This is a genomic window from Bacillus mexicanus (assembly GCF_050445615.1).
Taxonomy (GTDB): domain Bacteria; phylum Bacillota; class Bacilli; order Bacillales; family Bacillaceae; genus Bacillus; species Bacillus mexicanus.
Genome location: NZ_JBCEYV010000005.1, coordinates 110031 through 132092, shown reverse-complemented (window position 1 = coordinate 132092; position 22062 = coordinate 110031). Strand labels below are relative to the sequence as shown.

Genomic DNA, 22062 nt, shown 5'->3' with positions numbered 1-22062 from the left:
GATACCATGGGAAAACTGGCTGCAGACCAGCTCACTCTTTCATATGACAGCACAGTGATTATTGACGGAGTCGACTTAAAGATAGAAGAAGGAAAAATCACTGCGCTCATCGGCGCCAATGGCTGCGGGAAATCAACAATTCTTAAATCACTCGCCAGGCTGATGGCTCCAAAAAGCGGTACGGTCCTATTAGAAGGAAAAGATATCCACCGCCAGCCGTCCAAAGAAGTCGCAAAAAAGCTGGCCATTCTTCCTCAAGCTCCTCAGGCCCCTGAAGGATTGACGGTAGAGGAATTATGCTATTTCGGCAGACATCCTCACAAAAAGCTGTTATCCAAGCATACCCAAGAGGATCACGACATGGTAGAGTGGGCGCTGGAAGCAACAGGCATGATTGAGCTGAAAGAACGCACGCTGGATGCCCTGTCAGGCGGCCAACGACAAAGAGCATGGATTTCCATGGCGCTTGCGCAAGGCACTGATTTGCTGTTGCTTGATGAGCCGACTACGTATTTAGACATCTCACATCAGATTGAGGTGCTCGAGCTGCTGAAAAGGTTGAACCGTGATTATGGCCGCACCATAGTCATGGTGCTTCATGATTTAAATCAGGCCGCTCAATATGCTGACTATCTGGTCAGTGTGCTGGACGGTAAAATCTATAACGCCGGAACACCGGAAGATGTGTTTACCCAGCCATTTTTCCGTGAAGTCTTCGGCTTGGAATGCTGCATCATGAGAAGCCCGATCGACCACAAGCCCATGTGCCTGCCGACGGGACTGTGCCCGAAATTACGGGCGACAACTTAAACATGCTGGACAAAAGCTCAAAACGATAAACGTTTTGAGCTTTTGTTATTCTTTCAGCAAAATTAAAGAACGATTGACGTATACCAGCTTACCTTTTGTATTTCCACTCCTCTCCATGTTACAGTGGTGTCAAATCAAGTAAAGTGATAGGAGGATGAAAATGACAGCATCTCAGCAGCAAATTCAATTAGCAAGACGTCCGAAGGGTGTTCCCGTTCACGAAGACTTCCGTTTTGAAAGCATTCCGGTCCCCGAAGCAAAGCAAGGGGAAGTGCTTGTCAAAACGCTTTATGTATCGGTTGATCCTTACATGCGCGGACGTATGCAGGATACAAAATCATATGTTGAACCGTTCGCTCTGGATGAAGCGCTCTCCGGCGGGGTCATCGCTGAAGTTATGTCAGACGGTGATCATTTGAAAAAAGGTGATATTGCCATCGGAAACCTCAGCTGGCAGGAATTTTCCGCTGTAAGCGAGTCCGCTTTGCGAAAAATTGATACAAGTCTCGCTCCCGCTTCGGCCTATCTAGGCATTTTAGGGATGACCGGCTTGACGGCATACTTCGGACTGCTGGACATCGGGCGTCCGAAAGAGGGTGAAACCGTGGTCGTCTCCGGAGCTGCGGGAGCCGTTGGTTCAACGGTCGGACAGATTGCTAAAATTAAAGGCGCGCGAGTCGTCGGCATCGCGGGCTCTGATGAAAAAATCAAGTATTTAAAACAGGAGCTTCAGTTTGACGAAGCCATCAATTACAAAACAGCAAATGACATCCAAAAAGCGCTTGAAGACGCTTGTCCTGACGGTATTGATGTGTATTTTGACAATGTCGGCGGGCCGATTTCAGATGCGGTCATGAATCTGCTTAATGAATTTGCCCGCGTCCCGGTGTGCGGCGCCATTTCTTCCTACAACGCGGAAAGTGAAGCAGACGACATGGGCCCTCGCGTCCAATCAAAGCTGATTAAAACGAAGGCACTGATGCAAGGATTTATCGTAAGCGACTACTCTGATCGCTTTTCTGAGGGAGCAAAACAGCTGGCCGAATGGCTGAAGGACGGCAAGCTCCATTACGAGGAAACGATCACAGACGGCTTCGACAACATTCCTGACGCGTTTCTCGGCTTATTTAAAGGTGAAAATAAAGGGAAACAGCTGATTAAAGTCACTGATCCGAGTTAAATTGCCGTTGAACAAGGAGGTCTTTTTGCCCTCCTTGTTGTGTTTATTCGACATCAGCAGCGAAGAGTCAAAGTGAAAAACCCATCGTCATCAGGTTTCGTTTCTTCCAACTTAAAACCAACTGCTTGAAAGCAAGCCAAACTGATTTGATTGTCTTCTTCGATACATGCAGCCCATTCCCGCACACTAGAAAAATCAGGTTCGTTCAGCAGTTTTTTTAATATTTGTTTTCCGTACCCTTGAAGACGGTGCAGAGGATTGACGATCAATCCAATATACGTCCGCTTCTCTCCGAACTCAATAACGGCCATGCCCGCCGGCAGCTGTCCATCATATGCCATGATAACAGTATCTTCTTTATCTTTACTCACTCGTTCATACCATATACCTAATGGCAGCATCCCATCCATTCTCCGTTTCGTATCCTCATTTTTAAACCAATGTTTAAGAATTACCAGCTCAGATTCCTCCATTATTTTAAACCTGTCTATTGAGACCATTCCTCATCCCCCTGTATAATATTTTCTATTATTTTACAACAAAAAAAGAGGGCTTTCCGCCCTCCTTTTTATTTTGTCTTCAGTTTTCCGCCTGTATAAACAGCTTCACTCAGCTCCACGCCAAGCTTCTTCGCCATTTTTTTCAGCTTTGATTCTTCCAATTTCGTAACGAGGCTCAGCACACTGCCTTCTTTTCCGGCCCGGCCTGTTCGGCCTGATCTGTGAACATAGCCATCTTCGTCAGGAATATCGGCATGAATCACGTACGGCAGGTTTTCAATATCTAAACCGCGTGCGGCAATATCAGTTGCCAATAAGAGCGGGAATTCTCCGTCTTCGAATGCGGCAATGATCTTCGCCCGCTCCATTTTTTTCGCTTCACTGTGTAAAACGCCGAGATCGACATGGTGATACGCCAGCTTTTCCGCGTACACACTCAGGTTGCCGATGTCTCTCACAAATACGAGCGCCTGCATGCCTTGAAGTCTTGACAGCTTTTGCAGCAGCTTCACCTTGTCGCGCTGGTCGCAAATTAGGTATTGATGCTTCACTTTTCCAGCTTCCGTCTTGCTTCGCTGTACCTTCGGCACTTCAGGCTCTTGCGTCAATTCACGAAGTACATCCTCTGTTTCTTTTTTGAGCGTGGCAGAAAAACAAAGAAGCTGGCGGTCTCTTAATGTCGTTTTAATGATTTGCTTCATCGTTTCGCGATGCTCCGGCAGAATAAGCTGATCCGCTTCATCGAGTACGATTGTTTTCACTTCATGCATTTTGAGCTTCTTCGCTTTAATCAGTTCAAACACCCTGCCCGGCGTGCCAACGATGATATGCGGGTGTTTTTTCAGCTTCTCGAGCTGCTTCTTTACATTCGCCCCGCCGATTAAGGAAGCCGCACGCAGCTCTGATCCTGCTTTCCAATCCTGAATCACCTGAAAAATCTGCATCACCAGCTCACGGGAAGGCGCTAAAATCACCGCCTGCGGATGCTTCTGGTCAGGCTTGATCCTCTCTAAGACTGGCAGTGCGTATGCAAGTGTTTTGCCCGTGCCTGTCGGCGACTCCGCAATAACATCCTTTCCGTCCATGATCAGCTGTGCTGTCTGCTCCTGTACAGGAGTTGGCTTTTGAAAGCCCGAGGTATTCCAATTCTCTTGTATAAATGATTGTGCATTATGTAAAAATGGCCAAGTTTGCGTCATTTTCGTTCTCCTCAATTCTTGAAATCTATTCCATAGTATCTCAAAACCTCGCCCGGAACGCAATTTTTCTTTTTCTTTCCTATACCTTTCAACATTCTGATTCCTCCTTTATAATCAAAAGGGTGAATATTACACGGCGATTGCCCGTGTTTGATAAACGATAGAGGTGTAAATATGAGTATTTTATCTGTAAAGGATTTAAGCCACGGCTTCGGTGACCGTGCCATTTTTAATAACGTCTCCTTCCGTCTGTTAAAAGGCGAACACGTTGGGCTGATCGGCGCGAACGGCGAAGGAAAATCGACCTTCATGAATATTATTACCGGAAAGCTTGAACCTGATGAGGGAAAAGTCGAATGGTCAAAAAATGTTCGTGTCGGCTACCTGGATCAGCATACTGTTCTGGAAAAAGGAAAATCCATTCGTGATGTCCTGAAAGACGCGTTCTATTATTTATTTGCGATGGAAGAGGAAATGAATGAGATTTACAACAAAATGGGTGAAAGTGATCCCGATGAGCTTGAAAAGCTTCTCGAAGAAGTCGGCGTCATTCAAGACGCGCTGACGAACAATGATTTTTATATCATTGATTCCAAGGTGGAAGAAATCGCCCGCGGCCTCGGTTTGAGTGATATCGGTTTGGAGCGCGATGTCACTGACTTGAGCGGCGGACAGCGCACGAAGGTTCTTCTCGCCAAGCTTCTCCTTGAAAAGCCGGAAATTCTGCTTCTCGATGAGCCGACCAACTATCTTGATGAACAGCATATTGAATGGCTGAAACGCTACCTGCAGGAATACGAGAACGCGTTTATCCTGATTTCCCATGATATTCCGTTCTTAAACAGCGTCATCAACCTGATTTATCACGTTGAAAATCAAGAGCTGACACGCTATGCCGGCGACTACCATCAGTTTATGGAAGTCTACGAGGTGAAGAAACAGCAGCTTGAAGCGGCCTACAAAAAGCAGCAGCAGGAAGTTGCAGAGCTGAAGGATTTCGTTGCCCGCAACAAAGCGCGCGTCAGCACGAGAAACATGGCGATGTCCCGCCAAAAGAAACTCGATAAGATGGATATGATTGAGCTTGCGGCAGAAAAGCCAAAGCCGGAATTTCACTTCAAGCCGGCAAGAACGTCAGGCAAGCTGATTTTCGAAACGAAGGATCTTGTGATCGGTTACGATTCTCCGCTGTCACGTCCGCTCAATCTCCGCATGGAGCGCGGCCAAAAAATCGCTCTTTACGGCGCGAACGGAATCGGAAAAACGACATTGCTGAAAAGCCTGCTTGGTGAGATCCAGCCGCTTGAAGGTTCGGTTGAACGCGGCGAGCATCTCTTTACCGGCTATTTCGAGCAAGAGGTCAAGGAAACAAACAACAATACGTGTATCGAAGAGGTATGGAGCGAATTCCCTTCTTATACCCAGTATGAAATCCGTGCCGCACTGGCAAAATGCGGACTGACGACAAAACATATCGAAAGCCGCGTCTCCGTATTAAGCGGAGGCGAAAAAGCGAAAGTCAGATTGTGCAAGCTGATTAATTCAGAAACAAATCTGCTGGTGCTCGATGAGCCGACAAACCACTTGGATGTCGATGCAAAGGAAGAGCTCAAGCGCGCCCTAAAAGAATACAAAGGCTCGATTCTGCTTATTTCCCATGAGCCAGAGTTTTATATGGATATCGCGACAGAAACGTGGAACTGCGAGTCTTGGACGACGAAGGTGCTTTAATTCATAAAAAAATCCGCCTGCTGAAGGGCGGATTTTTTACTGCCATTTTTTCTGAACGATTCTCAAAAGCTCTCTGTCTTTTAAAATGAGCTGCAATGGCGATGTGAATTCATCAAGTGTCAGCTCTCTTTTGGCAGACAACTCAAAGTCCTCCTCATCAGCCCAAGCGGTGAACCACTCAACTGAAAAGCTGTTTTTCATGACGCTGTGTATGTATTGATAGAGCGTTTCTAAACATTTTAAATCTAACTCTGTAGGTACTGGTTTGTCCATTGCAAAAGTGCCTAAATATTCATGAATTTGTACTTGATAAGGTAAAGTGAGATGATTAGAAACATTTCCGATTTCTTCAACATAAATACCAGCTGCCTCAGGCCCTGTCCTTACTGGATGACCTTTATTAGTTGTAGCTTTTGTATGACCAAAAAAACCTGTTTTTAATGGTTTTTTTGCAGCTAGGTAATAAAATTGAGTCATTTTTTCTCTTTTCCTTCCTGTTTTAATACTATAATATAAATTAATGACACCAACTATTCATAAAATAGACATTAATCCATTGTGCAAAATAAATGTGCCAAAAAACTAATACCTTGTCAACTATTTACTAAAATATATTTTAGGTCAACTAGTGTATCTAAGTAATATTGAAATTATTTGATTAGTTATTTTTTTCTTTTTCAAGAATCCCTCTAATAAACACTAATTCTTTCTCAATTTTCTCCACATTACCTTGTACTGTAAAATTACTAATATAGTTACCATCTTTACTTTCAAAAATTTTGTTTACTCTTTTACCATTTTGAATTGATTCCCACATTAAAGCTTTTCTGTAATCCTTATTATTATTGTACTCACTTCTTTGAATATTTTCATGGCGAGACTCAGAGATGGTTTCCTGAACTTCAAATCCTTCTCTTTTAATTCGTAAACTTTTTAATAAAACTTCGTCTTGAATAGCAAAACATTTTATTATTTTCTTAAAATTAACTATATGATCTTTTTTAAGTCGGCGATTTCTTCTTTATTAAATTCAACTGCATTATATTTATCAATTAAGACTTGACTAGCTTGTTTAATATTAGAGCTAATGGAATATTACTACTTTCAAATCGTTTAATTAACTGCATATTTAAACTTATCTTTTTTTGAAAAAATTATCAATCGCATACCCCATATCAATAGAATGAATGTCCGCCTTTTCTATTGTATGTATGGTAATGATAATAATAAGTACCTTTCTTTATTTTACCATCCTTCTTATTATGAATTTCTGGGCCAACAGGTTTTCTTCCACCGCCCGCAGTTTGTGCAACATTTTTTGCTTTGCTTTTAGAAACTGACCATACGTCTCCCTTTCTTAGTCTAGAAACTGCTTGTTTTTTCGATAGTGATGGTCCAATATACATATTTGTTTTGTTCTTATTTAGAGTCGCAGCATAATAATAATACTTTTTCTTTTTCTTTAATTTGCTTCTTACTTTAGTAGCAACAGTATACGTTACACCCGCTATAACTATAGCCAAAGAAGCAGCAACCAAATGCTCAACTAAAGCGCCACCAACTACAACAGCAATTGGAACCAAAAAAGCGAAAGACGCTTGTGCTTCTTTAGTATTTAGATCATAAACTTGATTGGTATCAAGGTCTTTGAAAGTAGCAACAATATCATCGCCATCAGCTTCTTCGATATCAACTTCATATTTTTTTTCGATATCTTTTCCATCTTCATCTTTTTCCACAGATGTTACAATAGCTGTCGCGTCCTCTTTATCAACTTCTGCAGTTACTGTTTCAGAACTACTTTCATCTAAATCTTCATCAATCAGTGATTCTGAGTCACCCCCATCTAAATCTTGATCAATTCCGAAATCATCTGTTTGGACGTCCACTTCAGCTTTAATCGTGTCTTCATTATTTTTAACTATTTCAACTGAATCCGGATCCACTATATCTCCATTTTCCACCAATGCTCTTTGTAGGTCTTCTTTTGTAATCTCTACTGGTGTTTCAGCACCTGCACTCGCTACATTTTTTTCAGGGATAATAGATACAATTATGGCGAATATTAGTGAAATCGCTATAAATTTAATTGATTTTTTCATTGTTCGTCTCCTTTTTTAGACTAATTAAGCCATTCCCCAAAGATTTAATATCTGACTTTTCAGATAAATGAGGCGTTGAGTATTTTTTTAAAGTTTTATAAATGGAAGTAAAGCGGCTCTTTGTTTTACTATATTTAACTGGTTCTTGCATTATTATATTAGCAATAACTCCACTAACAAAAGGAGTTGCCATGGATGTTCCACTAACATTGATATAATTATCCTTAGGAGAAGTTGTAAGAATATCTTCACCTGGAGCAACAAAATCTATTTTTCCCCTTGCAGAGTATTTTGCTCTTTTCATTTTTTTATTTATAGCTCCAACTGAAATTACATTTTGATATCTTGCAGGATAATCAGCATTTAATCCATAATTATTTCCAGCAGCAGCTACTACAATAACTCCCTTTTCGTTAGCCTCATCTATAACTCTTTTTAATTTTTGATCACTTTTTTTCAATCCAACACTAATGTTAACAATATCTACATTATTATCTATTGACCATTCAATCCCCTTAACAATAGACTCTACACTACCACGTCCTTTATCATCCAATACTTTGACCGAATAAATATCTGCATAGGGAGCTATTCCTAATGTACCAATCTTATTATCATTAGAAGCTATGATTCCAGCTACTGCAGTTCCGTGGCCAAACTTATCCTCGATAACACCTTTACTAGGTTCAAGAGCATTATATTCTTTCTTTACAACACCTTTTAAATCTTCATGATTTGAATCTATTCCACTATCAAGAATGGCTATAGATATGTTGGATTTTTTCTCTATTTTTTCATTCTTCCCAATTAGCCTTAACCCCCAAGACTCGACTTGTTGAGCCTTATAATCTTTTGTTTCTTGCCCCTTTTTTCTTAGCACTTTACTCCCTTGGGATTGATTTAAATCAATGAAAAATAGTAATATTATAATGGATAATATGGAAATACAAACAAAAACATATCTTTTCAGTTAATTACACCTCCTTTTCCCAATAGAATTCTACTACAAAATGTAATCTCCCTCAATATATATTTCTCATAAATATAAAAATACAAGAGAAAAAGTGATTAAATATACTCATTAATCCCTCTAGAACGTTCTCTTGTTATAAAAATTAAATAGAACCTCACGAGTGATATAATTCCCTTCTTCAGATAGGTTGATTTAAAAAGCTTTTAATGTTTTTAAGGGAATAACCTTAAGGTGAAATCTCATTTAAGAGAAAGATTGGCACAGAGATTTTGAATGAAGAGAAAGGTACAAACATCGTCGTAGGAATTCAATACCTCCATAGGCCGTGTTGGGTAAAAGCTGCTTTAGAGGAAAGAAGAGGTAAGCCAAGGATCCCCAAAGAAAAGACCTGTAGGTAAATCCTGAAGTTCCCATTATACAAGAGATGGCCGCTGGGGAATATGCGAGGTCATGAAAGTCTCAAGAGGTGGCTTTTATAAGTGGTGGAAAGATTCGAATGCCTTCGGAGAAAACATTGGAAGGCCAGGATTAAAAATATCCTGAACGATGCCCCCAGAAACTGAAAGGGAGCAATAGTTACAGACGTGTAAAAGATACTTTAATATCGTGATTCCAATAGAAATTAAACGACCTGAGCCCATCATGTACATATAGGACTCAGGTCGTTTAAAACCTTTTTATTCCTGCCTACTTGACAGGAATAACTATTCCTTTTTAATGACCCGCCTTAACTCCGGCAAGATGTTTACGTCCCATGAGAAGGACAAGCATGCCGACAAAAACGACGATTCCGCCTACCGTATATGGTGTGCTTGCGGTAAAGTGTTCTGACAGCATTCCCGCAATCCACGGAGCGAGCGCACCGCCGATAAAGCGGACTGAGCTGTAGGCTGAAGACGCGATGGAACGTTCAACCGGCGCAGCACCCATTACAGCTGTTGTCATGATCGTATTCACCATACCGAGGACAGCACCAGCAATAACGATACATGTAATAATCAATGTTTGATGGTCTGTCCAAACCCCCATGACGATGAGAATGACCGCAAAAGCGATAAAAAGTACGACGAGCGAACGCACTGTGCCCAGCGCTTTATGAACGATCGGCGCCGTAAAGACTGACGTAATCGCCAGCAATAAGCCCCAGCCGAAGAAGACATATCCAAGACCATGTTCATCTAAATCCAGTACGAACGGAGAATAGGCAAGCAAAATAAAAAATCCAAAGTTGTATAAGAATGCAGACGTCGCTATTGTTAAAAGGCCTTTATATTTGAGCGCCTTCATCGCATCAAAAACACCGACGCGTTTTGCCGGTGTCGGCAATTTCGAAAGCATGAAAGAAATCGCGATTAACGCAATAAACATGAGGACAGACACTCCGAAAAACGGCGCGCGCCATGAAATACTTCCAAGCTCTCCGCCTGCAAGCGGTCCAACAGAAATCCCGAGACCGAGCGCAGCCTCATACAAAATAATGGCTTTGGCGCTTCCTCCGACTGACACGCCGACGATAACCGCAAGCGCTGTGGAAATAAACAAAGCATTCCCTAATCCCCAGCCGCCGCGATAGCCGACTAGCTGAGCAATAGAGCCTGAGCTGCCTCCAAGCCCTGCAAACACAATAATAAAAATAAGTCCGAGAATTAATGTCCATTTCGCGCCGATGCGGCTGGAAATAGCTCCTGAGAAAAACATCATAAATCCGGTTACAAGCAAATAACTTGTAAACAAGAGTGATACTTCACTAGGTGAAGCATGTAATTGTGCGGCGATTGCCGGAAGAATTGGATCGACCAGCCCGATTCCCATAAAGGAAATCACACAGGCAAACGCGACAGCCCATACAGCTTTCGGCTGGCTGAGCAAGCCTGTTTTCTGATTCACTTGTTTTGTCTTATCCATTTGACCTGACCTCCATCTTTATTCCATTAAAAGAAACGCTACTAAAATAGCGTTTAACAAATTTTTCATTCGATTGATTGAATGGCACGTTCCGCTTTATCGTTCATGTCTTGCAGACGTTTTTTAAAGCTTTGGAATGTGCGGATCTTCTCGTCAATCAAATCCAGCTGGTGATTCAGGGTTTCCTGAATTTCCTCCAGTTTTTCTTTCCGTTCCTTTGGATCCAGTGACAACAAATACCCCTCTTTGTTTAACTCTAGCTGGCGGCTGGTTTCCATGAAATGCTGAAGCTCCTGAAGAGAAAAACCAAGTACCTCTTTTGTATTGATGACTTTCTCAAGCTCCTCCATATCATCCTCTGAATAAAGCCTTACGCCGCCATCTGTCCGTTTCGGCGCCGGAATCAAGCCGATTTCTTCATAAAACCGGATGGTCCGCTTTGTCAGCCCGCTTCTTTTGGCCACTTGATCAATCTTCATCCATTCCAAGGTAAATCCCCCTTCGCCGTTTCTGTTATTATTATACACCTTTCAAACCTTTACGTAAACGTTAAGTTTTAAAAACCAATAAAAAAGACGAGTGCATCAATCACCCGTCTTTCATTGTCCTGTCTAAGCTAAACTTCCTGCCACTGACAGAGAATCTTTTTGAAGGCTTTCAGAAAGCAATTGATATGCAATGACTTTCTTCTTGTACTGTTTCACGACGTCGATATGGTCGTCGTAGCGATATACAAACAGCCTGACATCATTTTTGCCTTTTTTCGTATCTATCACCAGCGGCATTCCGCCGTTTTCCGGATGTAAATAACGCTCTTCGTCGCCTGGATAAATATAATATTTCTCCAGAAAGACAGCTTCGTTAAATTGATCAATCACTTTCTGCTTCTCTTCACCCTCGAGACGTTTGCCATCTAGTGAAAGAACAGCATGTTCGTCATTCAGCTTGGCATGTACCGCAAATTTGCTGAGCAGCCATTCTATGACACCTGTTGGAAGACAGGTTAATACAATTTTCACCAAACTCATGGCGATTAACATCACGATCACCCATGTCATACTTCATCATCTCCAATAGTTTTCCATGTGCTGCTGACACACAATTCTATCCTATCATAAGCAGGGCGCCTCGTTTTTGTACATTATGTGAAAAACACGGCATTCCGCGGGCAGCGCTTTTTCAGCTATCCAGCTCTTCTATCATGAGGGACAATTCTGTCCAGCGGTCCATCGCGGCCTCAAGCTCTTCCGCAGTTTTCGCCTGTTCAGCCATCAGCTCTTGAATTTTTCCGAAATCACTGCCTGCTGCGGCGATGTCAGCTTCAAGCTGCTCATGCTTTTCTTCCAGCTGGGCAATTTTATCTTCAATGCCATCCCATTCAAGCTGGTCTTTGTAAGAAAGTTTTTTCCGTTTCTTCTTCGGCTCGGCTGAAGCCGTTTTTTCTTCAGATACCGGTTTCGGAGCGATTTTTTTCGCTTTTGACTCCTCCATATAGTCACTATAGGAGCCTTGAAAACGAGAAATAACGCCATTTCCTTCAAACACAATCAAACGGTCGACGACCCGGTCAAGGAAGTAGCGGTCATGGGATACGGTAATGACGACGCCAGGAAATTGGTCGATATAATCCTCAAGGACGCTTAATGTTTCAGTATCCAAATCGTTCGTCGGCTCATCGAGAAACAGGACATTCGGCTCCTGCATGAGAACCTGAAGCAAGTATAAACGGCGTTTTTCCCCGCCGGACAGCTTGCGGATGTACGTTTGCTGCATGGAACGCGGGAAGAGGAAACGCTCCAGCATTTGTTCAGCTGTAATGATATCGCCATCCACTGTTTTGACGATCTCCGCTGTTTCTTTTATATAGTCAATGACCTTTAGCTCGCCATTCATTTCACTATGATCCTGAGTATAGTAGCCGATTCTGACAGTCTGTCCGATCGTAATATGACCGCCGTCTGGCGCATGACGGCCGGCAAGGGTGTTTAAAAGCGTTGTTTTTCCAATGCCGTTGGGTCCTATGATCCCGATCCGTTCACCCGGTATCACCAGCTCATGAAAGCGGTCGACGAGCACGCGGCCTCCATAAGCGATCATCACGTTTTCCGCTTCTATGACCTGTTTGCCAAGACGATAAGAGCCAATCGCAAAGTCGAGTGAACCCGAGGACTGAGGGCCTTTCTGCTCCTTAAGCGACTCCACTCGGTCAATTCTCGCCTTTTGTTTTGTGGAGCGCGCCTTCGCTCCCCGTCTTAGCCATGCCAGTTCGCGGCGCAGCAGGTTTTGCCGTTTCGTTTCCTTTTGCTCAGCCTGTACTTCCCGTTCCGCGCGTTTTTCTAAAAATACTTCATAGTTGCCTTTGTATGTGTAGAGACTGCCTCGTTCAAGCTCATAAATACGGTTCGTAACACGGTTTAAGAAATACCGGTCGTGCGTCACCAGCATCACGGAGCCGGGGTATTGACTTAAATACCCTTCAAGCCATTCAATTGTTTCATTATCCAAATGGTTGGTCGGCTCGTCTAAAATAAGCAGATCAGCGGGCTGAATTAAGTTTTTGGCAATGGCCACCCGTTTTTTCTGACCGCCTGAGAGCTCGTTGACTTGCTTTGTTACGTCGTTTACACCCAGCTTAGATAATACGGTTTTCGCCAGTGTATTCGCATCCCACGCGTTGTTCGCGTCCATTTTCGCCTGCGCTGCCAGCAGGTGTTTTTGGCGCTGTTCATTTTCGGGATCTTCCCCTAGCTCATACAGCGCTTTTTCATATTCACGCAAGGTTTTCATTACAGCCGATTCACCGGAGTAGATATGCTCCAGCACAGTCTGCCCAGCAGGAAGCTCCGGGTCTTGATGAAGAAATTCGACGTGTACGCTGCCGGATTTCGTGATGTCACCCTCTTCAATAGATTCCAAGCCGGCAATCACTTTCAGCAGCGTTGATTTTCCTGTTCCATTCGGCCCGATTAATCCGATTCTCTCATTCTCTTCAATATGAAAGGAGATGTGGTCAAATAATATTTTATCTCCGTATGTTTTATATACATGTTCCGCTTTTAGTATGCTCATGATTCCTATCAATCCTCACGTAAGTTCATGTGTTCATTTTAAATCAGCCGCTGGAATAAAACTAGTAAAACGTCATACAAATTTCATGGACATGCTGGATAGAAAAAGACCGGGGACGTTTGTCCCCGGTCACATTATTGTTGATAAAAACCTAAAATGTTTTAGGTTTTTGTCCTCTTTTCAGCGTGATTGAAAACCCTTGAACTCTAGGAAGGGCGAGCATCGGAGCGGAGCGAATGTCCTTATTCGTGAGCACCGACGCGCAGGTCTGACAACGAATGCAAGGATTTGCCGACACGCTGAAACCGGGGACGTTTGTCCCCGGCCTCTTATTCTTCCTCTATCGCTTTTTCTGCCATTTTGGCGAGATGCTGCGCGCTTCCTGAAATCTCCTGCATTGTGGCTGAGATTTGTTCAACAGCGGCGGCTTGTCCATCTGTATGCTGATTTATCGATTCAATTGATTCCTCAAGCCCTTTCAGCAGGCTGTGGATTTTTTTCGTGATCTGGTCAATCTGGCCGACATTTTCTTTTGAATGTGTCGCTAGCTTTCTGATTTCATCTGCGACGACAGAAAAGCCTTTTCCAGACTCACCCGCTCTTGCCGCTTCAATCGCGGCGTTCAAACCGAGCAGGTTGCTTTGGTCAGAGATGCCTTTCACGGTTACTGAAATATCAGCGATTTCACCGGCGCTTTCGCTTACCTTTTTCGCCTGAGAGGAAATGCCTGTCATTTGAGATGAAAACCCGTTAATTGATTCAGAAATATCGGAAATAGCTGCGGCCGTTTGTTCAACGACAGCTGATAAGCTTTCGGCCACATGATGAAGCTTTGACGATTCCTCAAGGCTCGTTCCGAGACCAACGCCCCCAATCACTTTTCCATTTTCGTCGTGGAGCGGGATGGCGCGTGCAATCAATGGAAAGCCGAATAATTCTTTCGGAACCATGCTCGCCTTCTTCTGATTGCTGCGGATGGCGTCTGTGATAATGTCACCTTTCTGCAGCGGATCGCCGGCTTTTACGTTCAAAGAAAAGGTTTTGGCCGGTATATTCACGAGCAGTTTTTCCGTATCGTAAATGCCGATTGTAATATCATCCTGTACCAGGCTGTTTAAATAAGGGGCTACTTTGATAAACGCTTCAAGAAGATCTGCGGTTTCTTTTTCCGTTCTTATGCTCAATTCCATTCACTCCTTTTGATTAATAAGGGAAGCTGCGTTTCTCGTGCTGGACCGAAATCCATTTCAGTGTTGTAAATTCTTCAAGGCTCCATTCGCCGTTCAAACGGCCGAGACCGGATTGCTTTTCACCGCCGAAGGCCACATTCGGTTCATCATTGATGGTCGTGTCATTGACATGAATCATGCCTGTTTCAATGCGCTTCGCAAAAGCCACGCCGCGCTCAAGATTTGACGTATGTACGGCACCGCTCAAGCCAAACGGGGTTTCGTTTGCGATGTCCACAGCTTCGTCTTCTGAATCAAACTTCATAAAGGAGACGACAGGCCCGAACAGTTCTTCTTTTGCAATACTCATGAACGGCTTTACATCTTTTAAGATCGTCGGTTCCACGATTGTCCCGTTAAATCCGCCAAGCTTCACTGGGACAGCGCCTTCTTCAATCGCTCTCTCAACCGATTTCATCAGCCCGTCCGTCTGTCTGCTGTTGATTAAAGGCCCGATGATTGTGTCAGGGTCCATCGGATCGCCGACCTTCAGCGATTCCACTTTTGCCTGATACAGCTCAAGGAACTTGTCATAAATTGAAGAATGAACGAGCACGCGGTTAGCTGACATGCAAATTTGGCCTTGGTGTGTAAATCGGCTGAACGCCGCTGCGTTAACCGCATGTTCGATATCTGCATCCTCAAGCACTATAAAGGCGCTGTTGCCGCCGAGTTCAAGAAGCGGTTTTTTAAAATGCTTCATCGCAAGCTGGCCGATGTAGCTGCCGACTTTCGTAGAACCTGTAAATGAGATGATCCGCGGCACAGGATGTTCGACAAAGCTGTCTCCGATTTCTGCTATGTCAGTGACAATGACATTCAGAAGCCCTTCTGGTATTCCCGCATGCTCGAAAATTTTTGCAATCAGCGTACCTCCGCAAATCGGGGTTTCTTCATGCGGCTTTAACACAACGCCATTGCCTGCTCCGAGTGCGGGTGCCACTGATTTCATAGATAAAAAGAATGGGAAATTAAATGGACTGATGACGCCGACAACACCTGCCGGCATACGATATAATCTATTTTCCTTGCCGTCTATTGTGGACGGAAGAATTTTCCCTTCCATGCGGACAGGGAACGTTGCCGCTTCTTTCATAATGTTTTTGACAAGTCCGATTTCAAATGCTGCTTTGAGCCTTGTTCCGCCAAGCTCTTCCATAATCAAATAAATGATGGCTTCTTCGTTCTCTTCAATATACGCGACGGCTTTTTCTAAAATGGTTCTTTTCTCAAACGGATTGACCGCATCCCATTTTTTCTTCGCCAGTGCCGCTGCCCTGTATGCTTCATCTACATCGTCAGCAGTCGCTTTTTGAAAGGATGTGAATGTTTTTTGAGTGTAAGGATTTTTGTTTTCCAAGACATTGGGGCTGCTGCCCTCCCGCCATTTCCCGCCAATAAATTGTTTATTCAGCTCTTCATATTGAAACATGTCAGCATCTCCTTTTTAACCGCAAGTCAAAATATGTGTGAATCTATTTTTTCTATCGGTTCACACTGGATAAAATTGAATATCATATGAGTAAAATTTCCCATTCTATCATACATCAACGCTGTTTCGCTTCTATCTTTTAAAGTAAGAAAATATATGATTGACCGCGCCAAATTTCGACAATATAATACAATAAGAACTGCGTAAAACGATTAGGATATTCTGAATCCTCCAGGAGGAACTTTTAATGAGTTCATTATTTAGAAAAAAACCGCTTGACACATTGAGCGAGCAGAGCAAGTCAAATAGCCTCGCCCGCACGTTAAGCGCATTTGATTTAACCTTGCTTGGCATCGGCTGTGTAATCGGTACCGGGATTTTTGTCATAACAGGGACAGTGGCGGCAACTGGTGCAGGGCCCGCTCTCATCATCTCGTTTATTTTAGCGGGGCTCGCCTGTGCGCTCGCTGCCTTTTGCTATGCCGAGTTTTCGTCTTCGATTCCTATTTCAGGAAGCGTGTATTCATATTCCTATGTAACACTCGGAGAGCTGCTCGCCTTTTTGATCGGATGGGACCTTATGCTTGAATATGTCATTGCACTGTCGGCGGTTGCCACCGGCTGGTCTTCCTACTTTCAATCACTGCTTGCCGGCTTCAGCCTTCATATTCCGGCCGCATTGGCAGGAGCGCCGGGAAGCACACCGGGCGCCGTGTTTAATCTTCCGGCTGCACTGATCATTCTCCTCATCACTGCGATTGTCAGCAGAGGCGTCAAAGAAAGCACACGCTTTAACAATGTCATCGTATTGATGAAAATCGGGATCATTTTATTGTTTATCATCGTGGGAATCGGCTATGTCAAACCGGATAACTGGTCTCCTTTTATGCCGTTTGGGATGAAAGGCGTCATTGTCAGCGCGGCAACTGTATTCTTCGCGTATCTCGGGTTTGATGCGGTTTCTAATGCTTCAGAGGAAGTGAAAAATCCGCAAAAAAACATGCCGGTCGGCATTATTTCGGCTCTTGCCGTTTGTACCGTTCTGTACATCACGGTATCGCTTGTGCTGACAGGTATGATGCCTTATACGAAATTGAATGTCGGTGATCCGGTGTCCTTTGCGCTGAAATTCGTCGGTCAGGACGCTGTTGCCGGCATAATCTCTGTCGGTGCCATTATCGGGATTACAACGGTGATGCTCGCTTTGCTGTACGCTCAGGTTCGTTTGACATTTGCCATGAGCAGAGACGGCCTGCTGCCCGGATTGTTCGCAAAGGTCCATCCGTCATTTAAAACGCCGTTCCGCAACACATGGCTGACAGGTATTGCTGCGGCGGGGATCGCTGGGTTTATTAATCTTGGAACGCTGGCCCATTTGGTGAACATGGGAACATTGGCCGCGTTTACGATTATTTCAATCGCTGTCATTGTGTTAAGAAAGAAATATCCGGAAGTCAAAGCGTCCTTTAGAGTGCCATTCGTTCCGGTTGTGCCGATTATCAGCGCAGGCATCTGCCTTTGGTTCATGTACAGCCTTCCCGGTGTCACGTGGCTTTCATTTGTGATCTGGATCGCTGTTGGAACGATGGTTTATTTCCTGTACGCAAGAAAACACAGCTTATTAAACAAATAATCCTTTTCAGCTGGCGGTGCCTTACCCGCCGGCTTTTTTCTTTTTTCATGTGCTATACTTTGAGTACATATACCGAAAGGGAGACAAACGGATGACACATTACCGCACTTTATTATTTGATATAGATGATACCATCCTTGATTTTAAAGCGGCAGAAGCGTTGGCGCTGCGTTTGCTGTTTGAAGATCAGAACATTCCTTTAACAGCTGACATGAAGGAGCAGTATAACATAATCAATCAAGGCCTGTGGAGAGCTTTTGAAGAAGGGAAGATTACACGAGATGAAGTCGTGAACACCCGTTTTTCCGCTTTGTTCAAGGAAAATGGCTATGAGGCGGACGGCGCCTTGCTTGAGCAAAAATACCGAAGCTTTCTTGAAGAAGGACATGAGCTTATGGACGGCGCCTTTGAGCTTATCTCAACTCTGCATCATCAGTTTGATCTGTATATCGTGACAAACGGCGTATCTAAGACGCAATACAAGCGTCTCCGTGATTCAGGATTATTTTCTTTCTTCAAGGATATGTTTGTTTCTGAAGATACAGGCTTTCAAAAACCGATGAAGGAATATTTCGATTACGTGTTTGCACGGATTCCCCGATTTTCAGCAGAGCACACATTAATTATCGGTGATTCACTCACAGCTGATATGAAAGGCGGACAGCTCGCCGGACTTGATACTTGCTGGGTAAACCCTGATATGAAGCCGAACGCGCCAGAGATCACACCCACCTATGAAATTCGTAAGCTTAAAGAGCTATGCCGCATATTGAATATCGAACACGCCGTCAGCTGCTAATCATGCTGGCGGCGTTTTTTTAGAAGAGGCTTTTTTCCTCTTGATAAATTCTTCACCTTATGAATAATATAGGGATATTCTTTGGCTATGTATGTAAGGAGGAGACTCATTTGGCTATCGCCGCCCCGCTAAAAGAAAAAACAACCCACAAACCCGGCACTACGGTGTATCCGATTTTGATTATTATCGGAATCTGCCACATGCTCAACGATTCGCTGCAAGCCGTGATTCCGGCCATGTTCCCTATTTTGGAACGCTCTATGAGCCTGACGTTTACACAGCTCGGAGTCATCGCTTTCACATTAAACATGGTCTCATCTGTCATGCAGCCTGTCGTCGGCTGGTATACCGATAAACAGCCGCGGCCGTATGCGCTGCCAATCGGCTTGACCGCCAGCATGCTTGGCATATTGGGCCTTGCGTTTGCCCCGTCATTTGTAACGATTTTATGCTGTGTGTTTTTCATTGGATTAGGCTCGGCCATTTTTCATCCAGAAGGTTCCCGTGTAGCATATATGGCCGCCGGCACAAAACGCGGGCTCGCCCAGTCGATCTATCAGGTAGGCGGTAACTCCGGCCAGGCGATGGCGCCTCTGATCACCGCGCTGATCCTTGTGCCGCTCGGACAATTCGGTGCCGTGTGGTTTACACTTGTCGCCGCACTCGCTGTTATGTTTCTGCTGTATATCGCGAAATGGTATGCCGCACGTCTCGGAAGCCTTGCCCAGAAGTCAGGCAAACAAAAGAACCCAACTGAAAATACGGCCATCACCAAGTCTGTTGTATCTGCTCTTATCATTATTATATTTCTCATTTTTGCACGGTCTTGGTATACAAGTGCAATCGGCAACTTTTACACGTTTTACGCGATAAATACATATCACGTAAGCATTCAGCAGGCACAAAGCTATATCTTTGTCTTTTTGCTGTTCGGCGCTGCCGGCACGTTTCTCGGCGGCCCGCTTGCAGATCGTTTCGGAAAACGCTTCGTGATCCTCTGTTCGCTGCTTTGCTCGGCGCCGCTGGCGATTTTGCTTCCATTTGCCGGCCCGGTGCTCGCCTATGGCGTGCTGGCATTAAACGGCTTAATTCTCATGTCGAGCTTTTCCGTAACGGTCGTTTACGCTCAGGAGCTTGTCCCTGGAAAAATCGGCACAATGTCCGGTTTGACCGTCGGGCTAGCCTTCGGAATGGGTGCGATCGGCGCTGTGGCGCTTGGCGCTCTAATTGACTCGGCGGGGCTGACCCCGACGATGATTGCCATTGCCTTTCTCCCTGTCCTCGGCATTCTTGCCTTCCTGCTGCCGAGTGACCAGAAGCTGAGAGAATGGCATAGCTAAAAAATCCCTGCCCGCGGCAGGGATTTTTTTAATCCAGCTGTATAAAATGAGTGTCAGGCACTGCATGCTTCGGGATAAAGCCGTCCGCGAAATCTGGGAATGCTGACTGAATGTCGTCAATCCATTTTTTCAGCTGCAAAATATACGGCATATAGATTAAATCGACTGTGTTTTCATCATCTATATGATAAAACCAGCAAAGATTAAATTCATTTTCCGTCACTAACGTTAAACCGGAAAAGTGATAAAAGATCAGCGGACTTTCATTGACATACACTTTGCCATTCCGTTTTGATACTTTATATTTTTCTATATTCCAAAGAGCGGTGTTTACCCCAATAGATTTAATGATATGAACGTGCTCAAATTGCTCCGGCCACTTTTCCACATATCTTTGATCCCCATATGTTTTGCGCTCTGCATCCATATCAACTGTACAATAGCTGATACACTCCTGTCTCCACTGCCAAACAGCTTCATATGCTTCCCTGACATTTCGCGTTCCGACAAATCCAGTGTTAAAACGGCCAGTGCGTTCATAATAAGACATAAACCGCTTGGAATTATTGTGATCTGTCAGAAATAAAGAAGCGTTTGGGTTTTCAGCAAAAATCAGTTCTGGATCAGAAAAGAAAAACAAGTCCGTATCCATATGGGCAAAATAGTCAGCATCATCCCAATTCGTCATGACATGGAACAAAAAAGCAGGCTTCAAGGTCCAGCAATACTCGTGAAAGGTTCTATTGTTTTTGGCTTCGAGCAGCTCAGGTGTTTCTACCTCATACAACTGAACAAGGGTCACATGCTCCCATTGGGGGTACTGAAGCAGCTCATAGGCTTTAGGATCAACACAAAGCACATATAGATGAAAATCACTGCATGACTCATGAAGTGACTGAATCAAAGGCTGCAGCTTAAAAACATGCGTTCTCGATACAAGTGTTGAAAAATGAAACTTACTCATCATACCACATCCATTTATTTAAGATCGATCTGCAATAAATCAGAAGCAAGCATCGTTAACGCAATAACAAAGTCATGAATGCCAATCCTCTGTTTTGCGTCATAAAGAAGCGTTTTGACTCGATTGGCATCAAAGTCGGTTACTGTAACTTCCGTCCCCTTCTCATGCCAGTCAGGATTTAAATTGCGATATCTTACAATTTGAAGCAGTTTCAAAAATTCCTCCAGCAAATAAGCATACTGGGGGTGCTGATGAAGTGTTTGAATATCCCCCATAATATTGTTGGTCATGATAGGATAAAAAGGTCCATTGAAAACCAAGTGCACATCCATTGAATAAATATCATTATACTTATCACACATATACGCAATATTCGTTCGGATATCGTCAATTGACGAATTGCTCGGGTGCTCCTGATGGACACTTATAATATCACGCCGTATTTTAAATACCATCCCAGCCTTATGCAGCTTAATGCCTAGATCATAATCCTCAAAGCCATACTTCACAATGCCTTCATCAAATAATCCAACATCCTCCACATGTTTTCTTTTGACCGATGAATTGTTTGTGATAAAAAAACGCCACGGCATATGATATCCGTTCAAATCATCACCGTAATGTTCCAGTACTTTTTTCAGCACTTGAACGAAGTCAATATCAAGATCATAGCTTTTTTCTAGAAATGCTCCGCTCTTAATATCCGATTGCTGTAAAAGCCTCTGTTTGTCTTTTGACGGAACAGCCCCAAACTGTTCCGCGATTTGTTTTTTATTTTCTTCTTCAAAATTCTCATAATAAAAGCTGTAGATCCGTTTCCAAAACAAACCGCACACGACAAGCTTCTCCCCGCTCTCATGTGCTTGAATATGCTTCGCCACATGTTCCTTTTCAGCAAGCATATCACTATCATGAAAAATCAGGATATCGCCTTTCGCTTTACGAATCGCTTGGTTTCGCCCATAAGCGATTCCTCTGTTTTGTTCAATGCGGACAATCGTAAGCGGAAAATTCGCTTGAAATGACTCAAGCATCGAGAGCGTCCCATCTTCAGAGCCATTGTCCGCTACAATGACTTCAAAAGTTTCATCACACTCCTGCTGGTTTAATGACAAAAGGCTGTTATACAGACGCTCCTTTGAATTATATGCAGGAATAATAACGCTTGCTTTCATTTCATTTCACTTCCTGTATTT

Annotated in this window: 19 protein-coding genes and 1 pseudogene; 6 read left to right on the top strand and 14 right to left on the bottom strand. The window is 43.8% G+C overall.

Annotated features, from left to right (window positions below):
• The first annotated feature begins 6 nt into the window (after nucleotides 1-6).
• Entirely contained in the window at nucleotides 7-810 is an 804-nt protein-coding gene (gene yfmF, locus AAGG74_RS22025) for a Fe(3+)-citrate ABC transporter ATP-binding protein YfmF (protein WP_162102985.1), read from the top strand.
• 160 nt (nucleotides 811-970) lie between these two features.
• On the top strand, nucleotides 971-1990 hold the full coding sequence (locus AAGG74_RS22020) for an NADP-dependent oxidoreductase (protein ID WP_162102986.1): 1020 nt from the start codon (nucleotides 971-973) through the stop codon (nucleotides 1988-1990).
• A 53-nt stretch (nucleotides 1991-2043) separates the two neighbouring features.
• Here the strand turns inward: AAGG74_RS22020 and AAGG74_RS22015 are convergent, their stop codons facing one another.
• Together AAGG74_RS22015 and AAGG74_RS22010 are read right to left on the bottom strand one after the other, a co-directional pair.
• Nucleotides 2044-2490, bottom strand: a complete 447-nt coding sequence (locus AAGG74_RS22015) for a GNAT family N-acetyltransferase (protein WP_429677232.1) — start codon at nucleotides 2488-2490, stop codon at nucleotides 2044-2046.
• Nucleotides 2491-2558: 68 nt separating this feature from the next.
• The gene (locus AAGG74_RS22010) at nucleotides 2559-3689 is read right to left on the bottom strand and encodes a DEAD/DEAH box helicase (RefSeq protein ID WP_429677231.1); all 1131 of its coding nucleotides are present in this window, start codon (nucleotides 3687-3689) and stop codon (nucleotides 2559-2561) included.
• 174 nt (nucleotides 3690-3863) lie between these two features.
• Here AAGG74_RS22010 and AAGG74_RS22005 point away from each other — a divergent pair, with 174 nt between their 5' ends.
• Nucleotides 3864-5420 (top strand): ABC-F family ATP-binding cassette domain-containing protein, encoded by a 1557-nt coding sequence (locus tag AAGG74_RS22005; RefSeq protein WP_429677230.1) that lies wholly within the window; start codon nucleotides 3864-3866, stop codon nucleotides 5418-5420.
• Nucleotides 5421-5539: 119 nt separating this feature from the next.
• On the opposite strand, the pseudogene AAGG74_RS22000 reads toward AAGG74_RS22005, so the two are convergent.
• The 10 genes and pseudogenes from AAGG74_RS22000 to yfmT all read right to left on the bottom strand — a co-directional run bounded on the left by AAGG74_RS22000 (nucleotide 5540) and on the right by yfmT (nucleotide 16130).
• Nucleotides 5540-5693, bottom strand: a pseudogene (locus AAGG74_RS22000) (hypothetical protein).
• A gap of 385 nt (nucleotides 5694-6078) precedes the next feature.
• The gene (locus AAGG74_RS21995) at nucleotides 6079-6237 is read right to left on the bottom strand and encodes a hypothetical protein (RefSeq protein ID WP_021481224.1); all 159 of its coding nucleotides are present in this window, start codon (nucleotides 6235-6237) and stop codon (nucleotides 6079-6081) included.
• Nucleotides 6238-6595: 358 nt separating this feature from the next.
• A complete protein-coding gene (locus AAGG74_RS21990; RefSeq protein WP_429677228.1) occupies nucleotides 6596-7522 on the bottom strand; it encodes an SAR2788 family putative toxin in 927 nt (308 codons plus the stop codon).
• Nucleotides 7506-8402, bottom strand: coding sequence for a S8 family peptidase (locus AAGG74_RS21985; RefSeq protein ID WP_429677227.1), 897 nt, complete (start codon nucleotides 8400-8402; stop codon nucleotides 7506-7508). The genes AAGG74_RS21990 and AAGG74_RS21985 overlap by 17 nt, the downstream gene beginning before the upstream one ends.
• 807 nt (nucleotides 8403-9209) lie before the next feature.
• A complete protein-coding gene (locus AAGG74_RS21980; protein ID WP_429677226.1) occupies nucleotides 9210-10400 on the bottom strand; it encodes an MFS transporter in 1191 nt (396 codons plus the stop codon).
• 65 nt (nucleotides 10401-10465) lie between these two features.
• Nucleotides 10466-10888: a MerR family transcriptional regulator gene (locus tag AAGG74_RS21975; RefSeq protein WP_162102991.1), complete on the bottom strand. Its 423-nt coding sequence runs from the start codon at nucleotides 10886-10888 to the stop codon at nucleotides 10466-10468.
• 123 nt (nucleotides 10889-11011) lie between these two features.
• Nucleotides 11012-11458: a YfmQ family protein gene (locus AAGG74_RS21970; RefSeq protein ID WP_429677225.1), complete on the bottom strand. Its 447-nt coding sequence runs from the start codon at nucleotides 11456-11458 to the stop codon at nucleotides 11012-11014.
• A gap of 121 nt (nucleotides 11459-11579) precedes the next feature.
• Entirely contained in the window at nucleotides 11580-13469 is a 1890-nt protein-coding gene (locus AAGG74_RS21965) for an ABC-F family ATP-binding cassette domain-containing protein (RefSeq protein WP_429677224.1), read from the bottom strand.
• 329 nt (nucleotides 13470-13798) lie between these two features.
• A complete protein-coding gene (locus AAGG74_RS21960) occupies nucleotides 13799-14203 on the bottom strand; it encodes a methyl-accepting chemotaxis protein (RefSeq protein ID WP_429677299.1) in 405 nt (134 codons plus the stop codon).
• Between the two features lie 469 nt (nucleotides 14204-14672).
• Nucleotides 14673-16130 (bottom strand): benzaldehyde dehydrogenase, encoded by a 1458-nt coding sequence (yfmT, locus tag AAGG74_RS21955; protein ID WP_429677223.1) that lies wholly within the window; start codon nucleotides 16128-16130, stop codon nucleotides 14673-14675.
• Nucleotides 16131-16377: 247 nt separating this feature from the next.
• Between yfmT and bcaP the strand changes: the two genes are divergently transcribed.
• The 3 genes from bcaP to AAGG74_RS21940 all read left to right on the top strand — a co-directional run bounded on the left by bcaP (nucleotide 16378) and on the right by AAGG74_RS21940 (nucleotide 19902).
• A complete protein-coding gene (bcaP, locus tag AAGG74_RS21950) occupies nucleotides 16378-17763 on the top strand; it encodes a branched-chain amino acid transporter BcaP (RefSeq protein WP_429677222.1) in 1386 nt (461 codons plus the stop codon).
• Between the two features lie 91 nt (nucleotides 17764-17854).
• Complete coding sequence (locus AAGG74_RS21945; RefSeq protein WP_162102997.1) at nucleotides 17855-18562, top strand: YjjG family noncanonical pyrimidine nucleotidase; 708 nt, start codon at nucleotides 17855-17857, stop codon at nucleotides 18560-18562.
• Nucleotides 18563-18672: 110 nt separating this feature from the next.
• Nucleotides 18673-19902: an MFS transporter gene (locus tag AAGG74_RS21940; RefSeq protein ID WP_162102998.1), complete on the top strand. Its 1230-nt coding sequence runs from the start codon at nucleotides 18673-18675 to the stop codon at nucleotides 19900-19902.
• Nucleotides 19903-19930: 28 nt separating this feature from the next.
• Here the strand turns inward: AAGG74_RS21940 and AAGG74_RS21935 are convergent, their stop codons facing one another.
• On the bottom strand, nucleotides 19931-20866 hold the full coding sequence (locus AAGG74_RS21935) for a hypothetical protein (protein WP_429677221.1): 936 nt from the start codon (nucleotides 20864-20866) through the stop codon (nucleotides 19931-19933).
• Between the two features lie 14 nt (nucleotides 20867-20880).
• On the bottom strand, nucleotides 20881-22041 hold the full coding sequence (locus tag AAGG74_RS21930; RefSeq protein ID WP_162103000.1) for a glycosyltransferase family 2 protein: 1161 nt from the start codon (nucleotides 22039-22041) through the stop codon (nucleotides 20881-20883).
• Nucleotides 22042-22062: the final 21 nt, after the last annotated feature.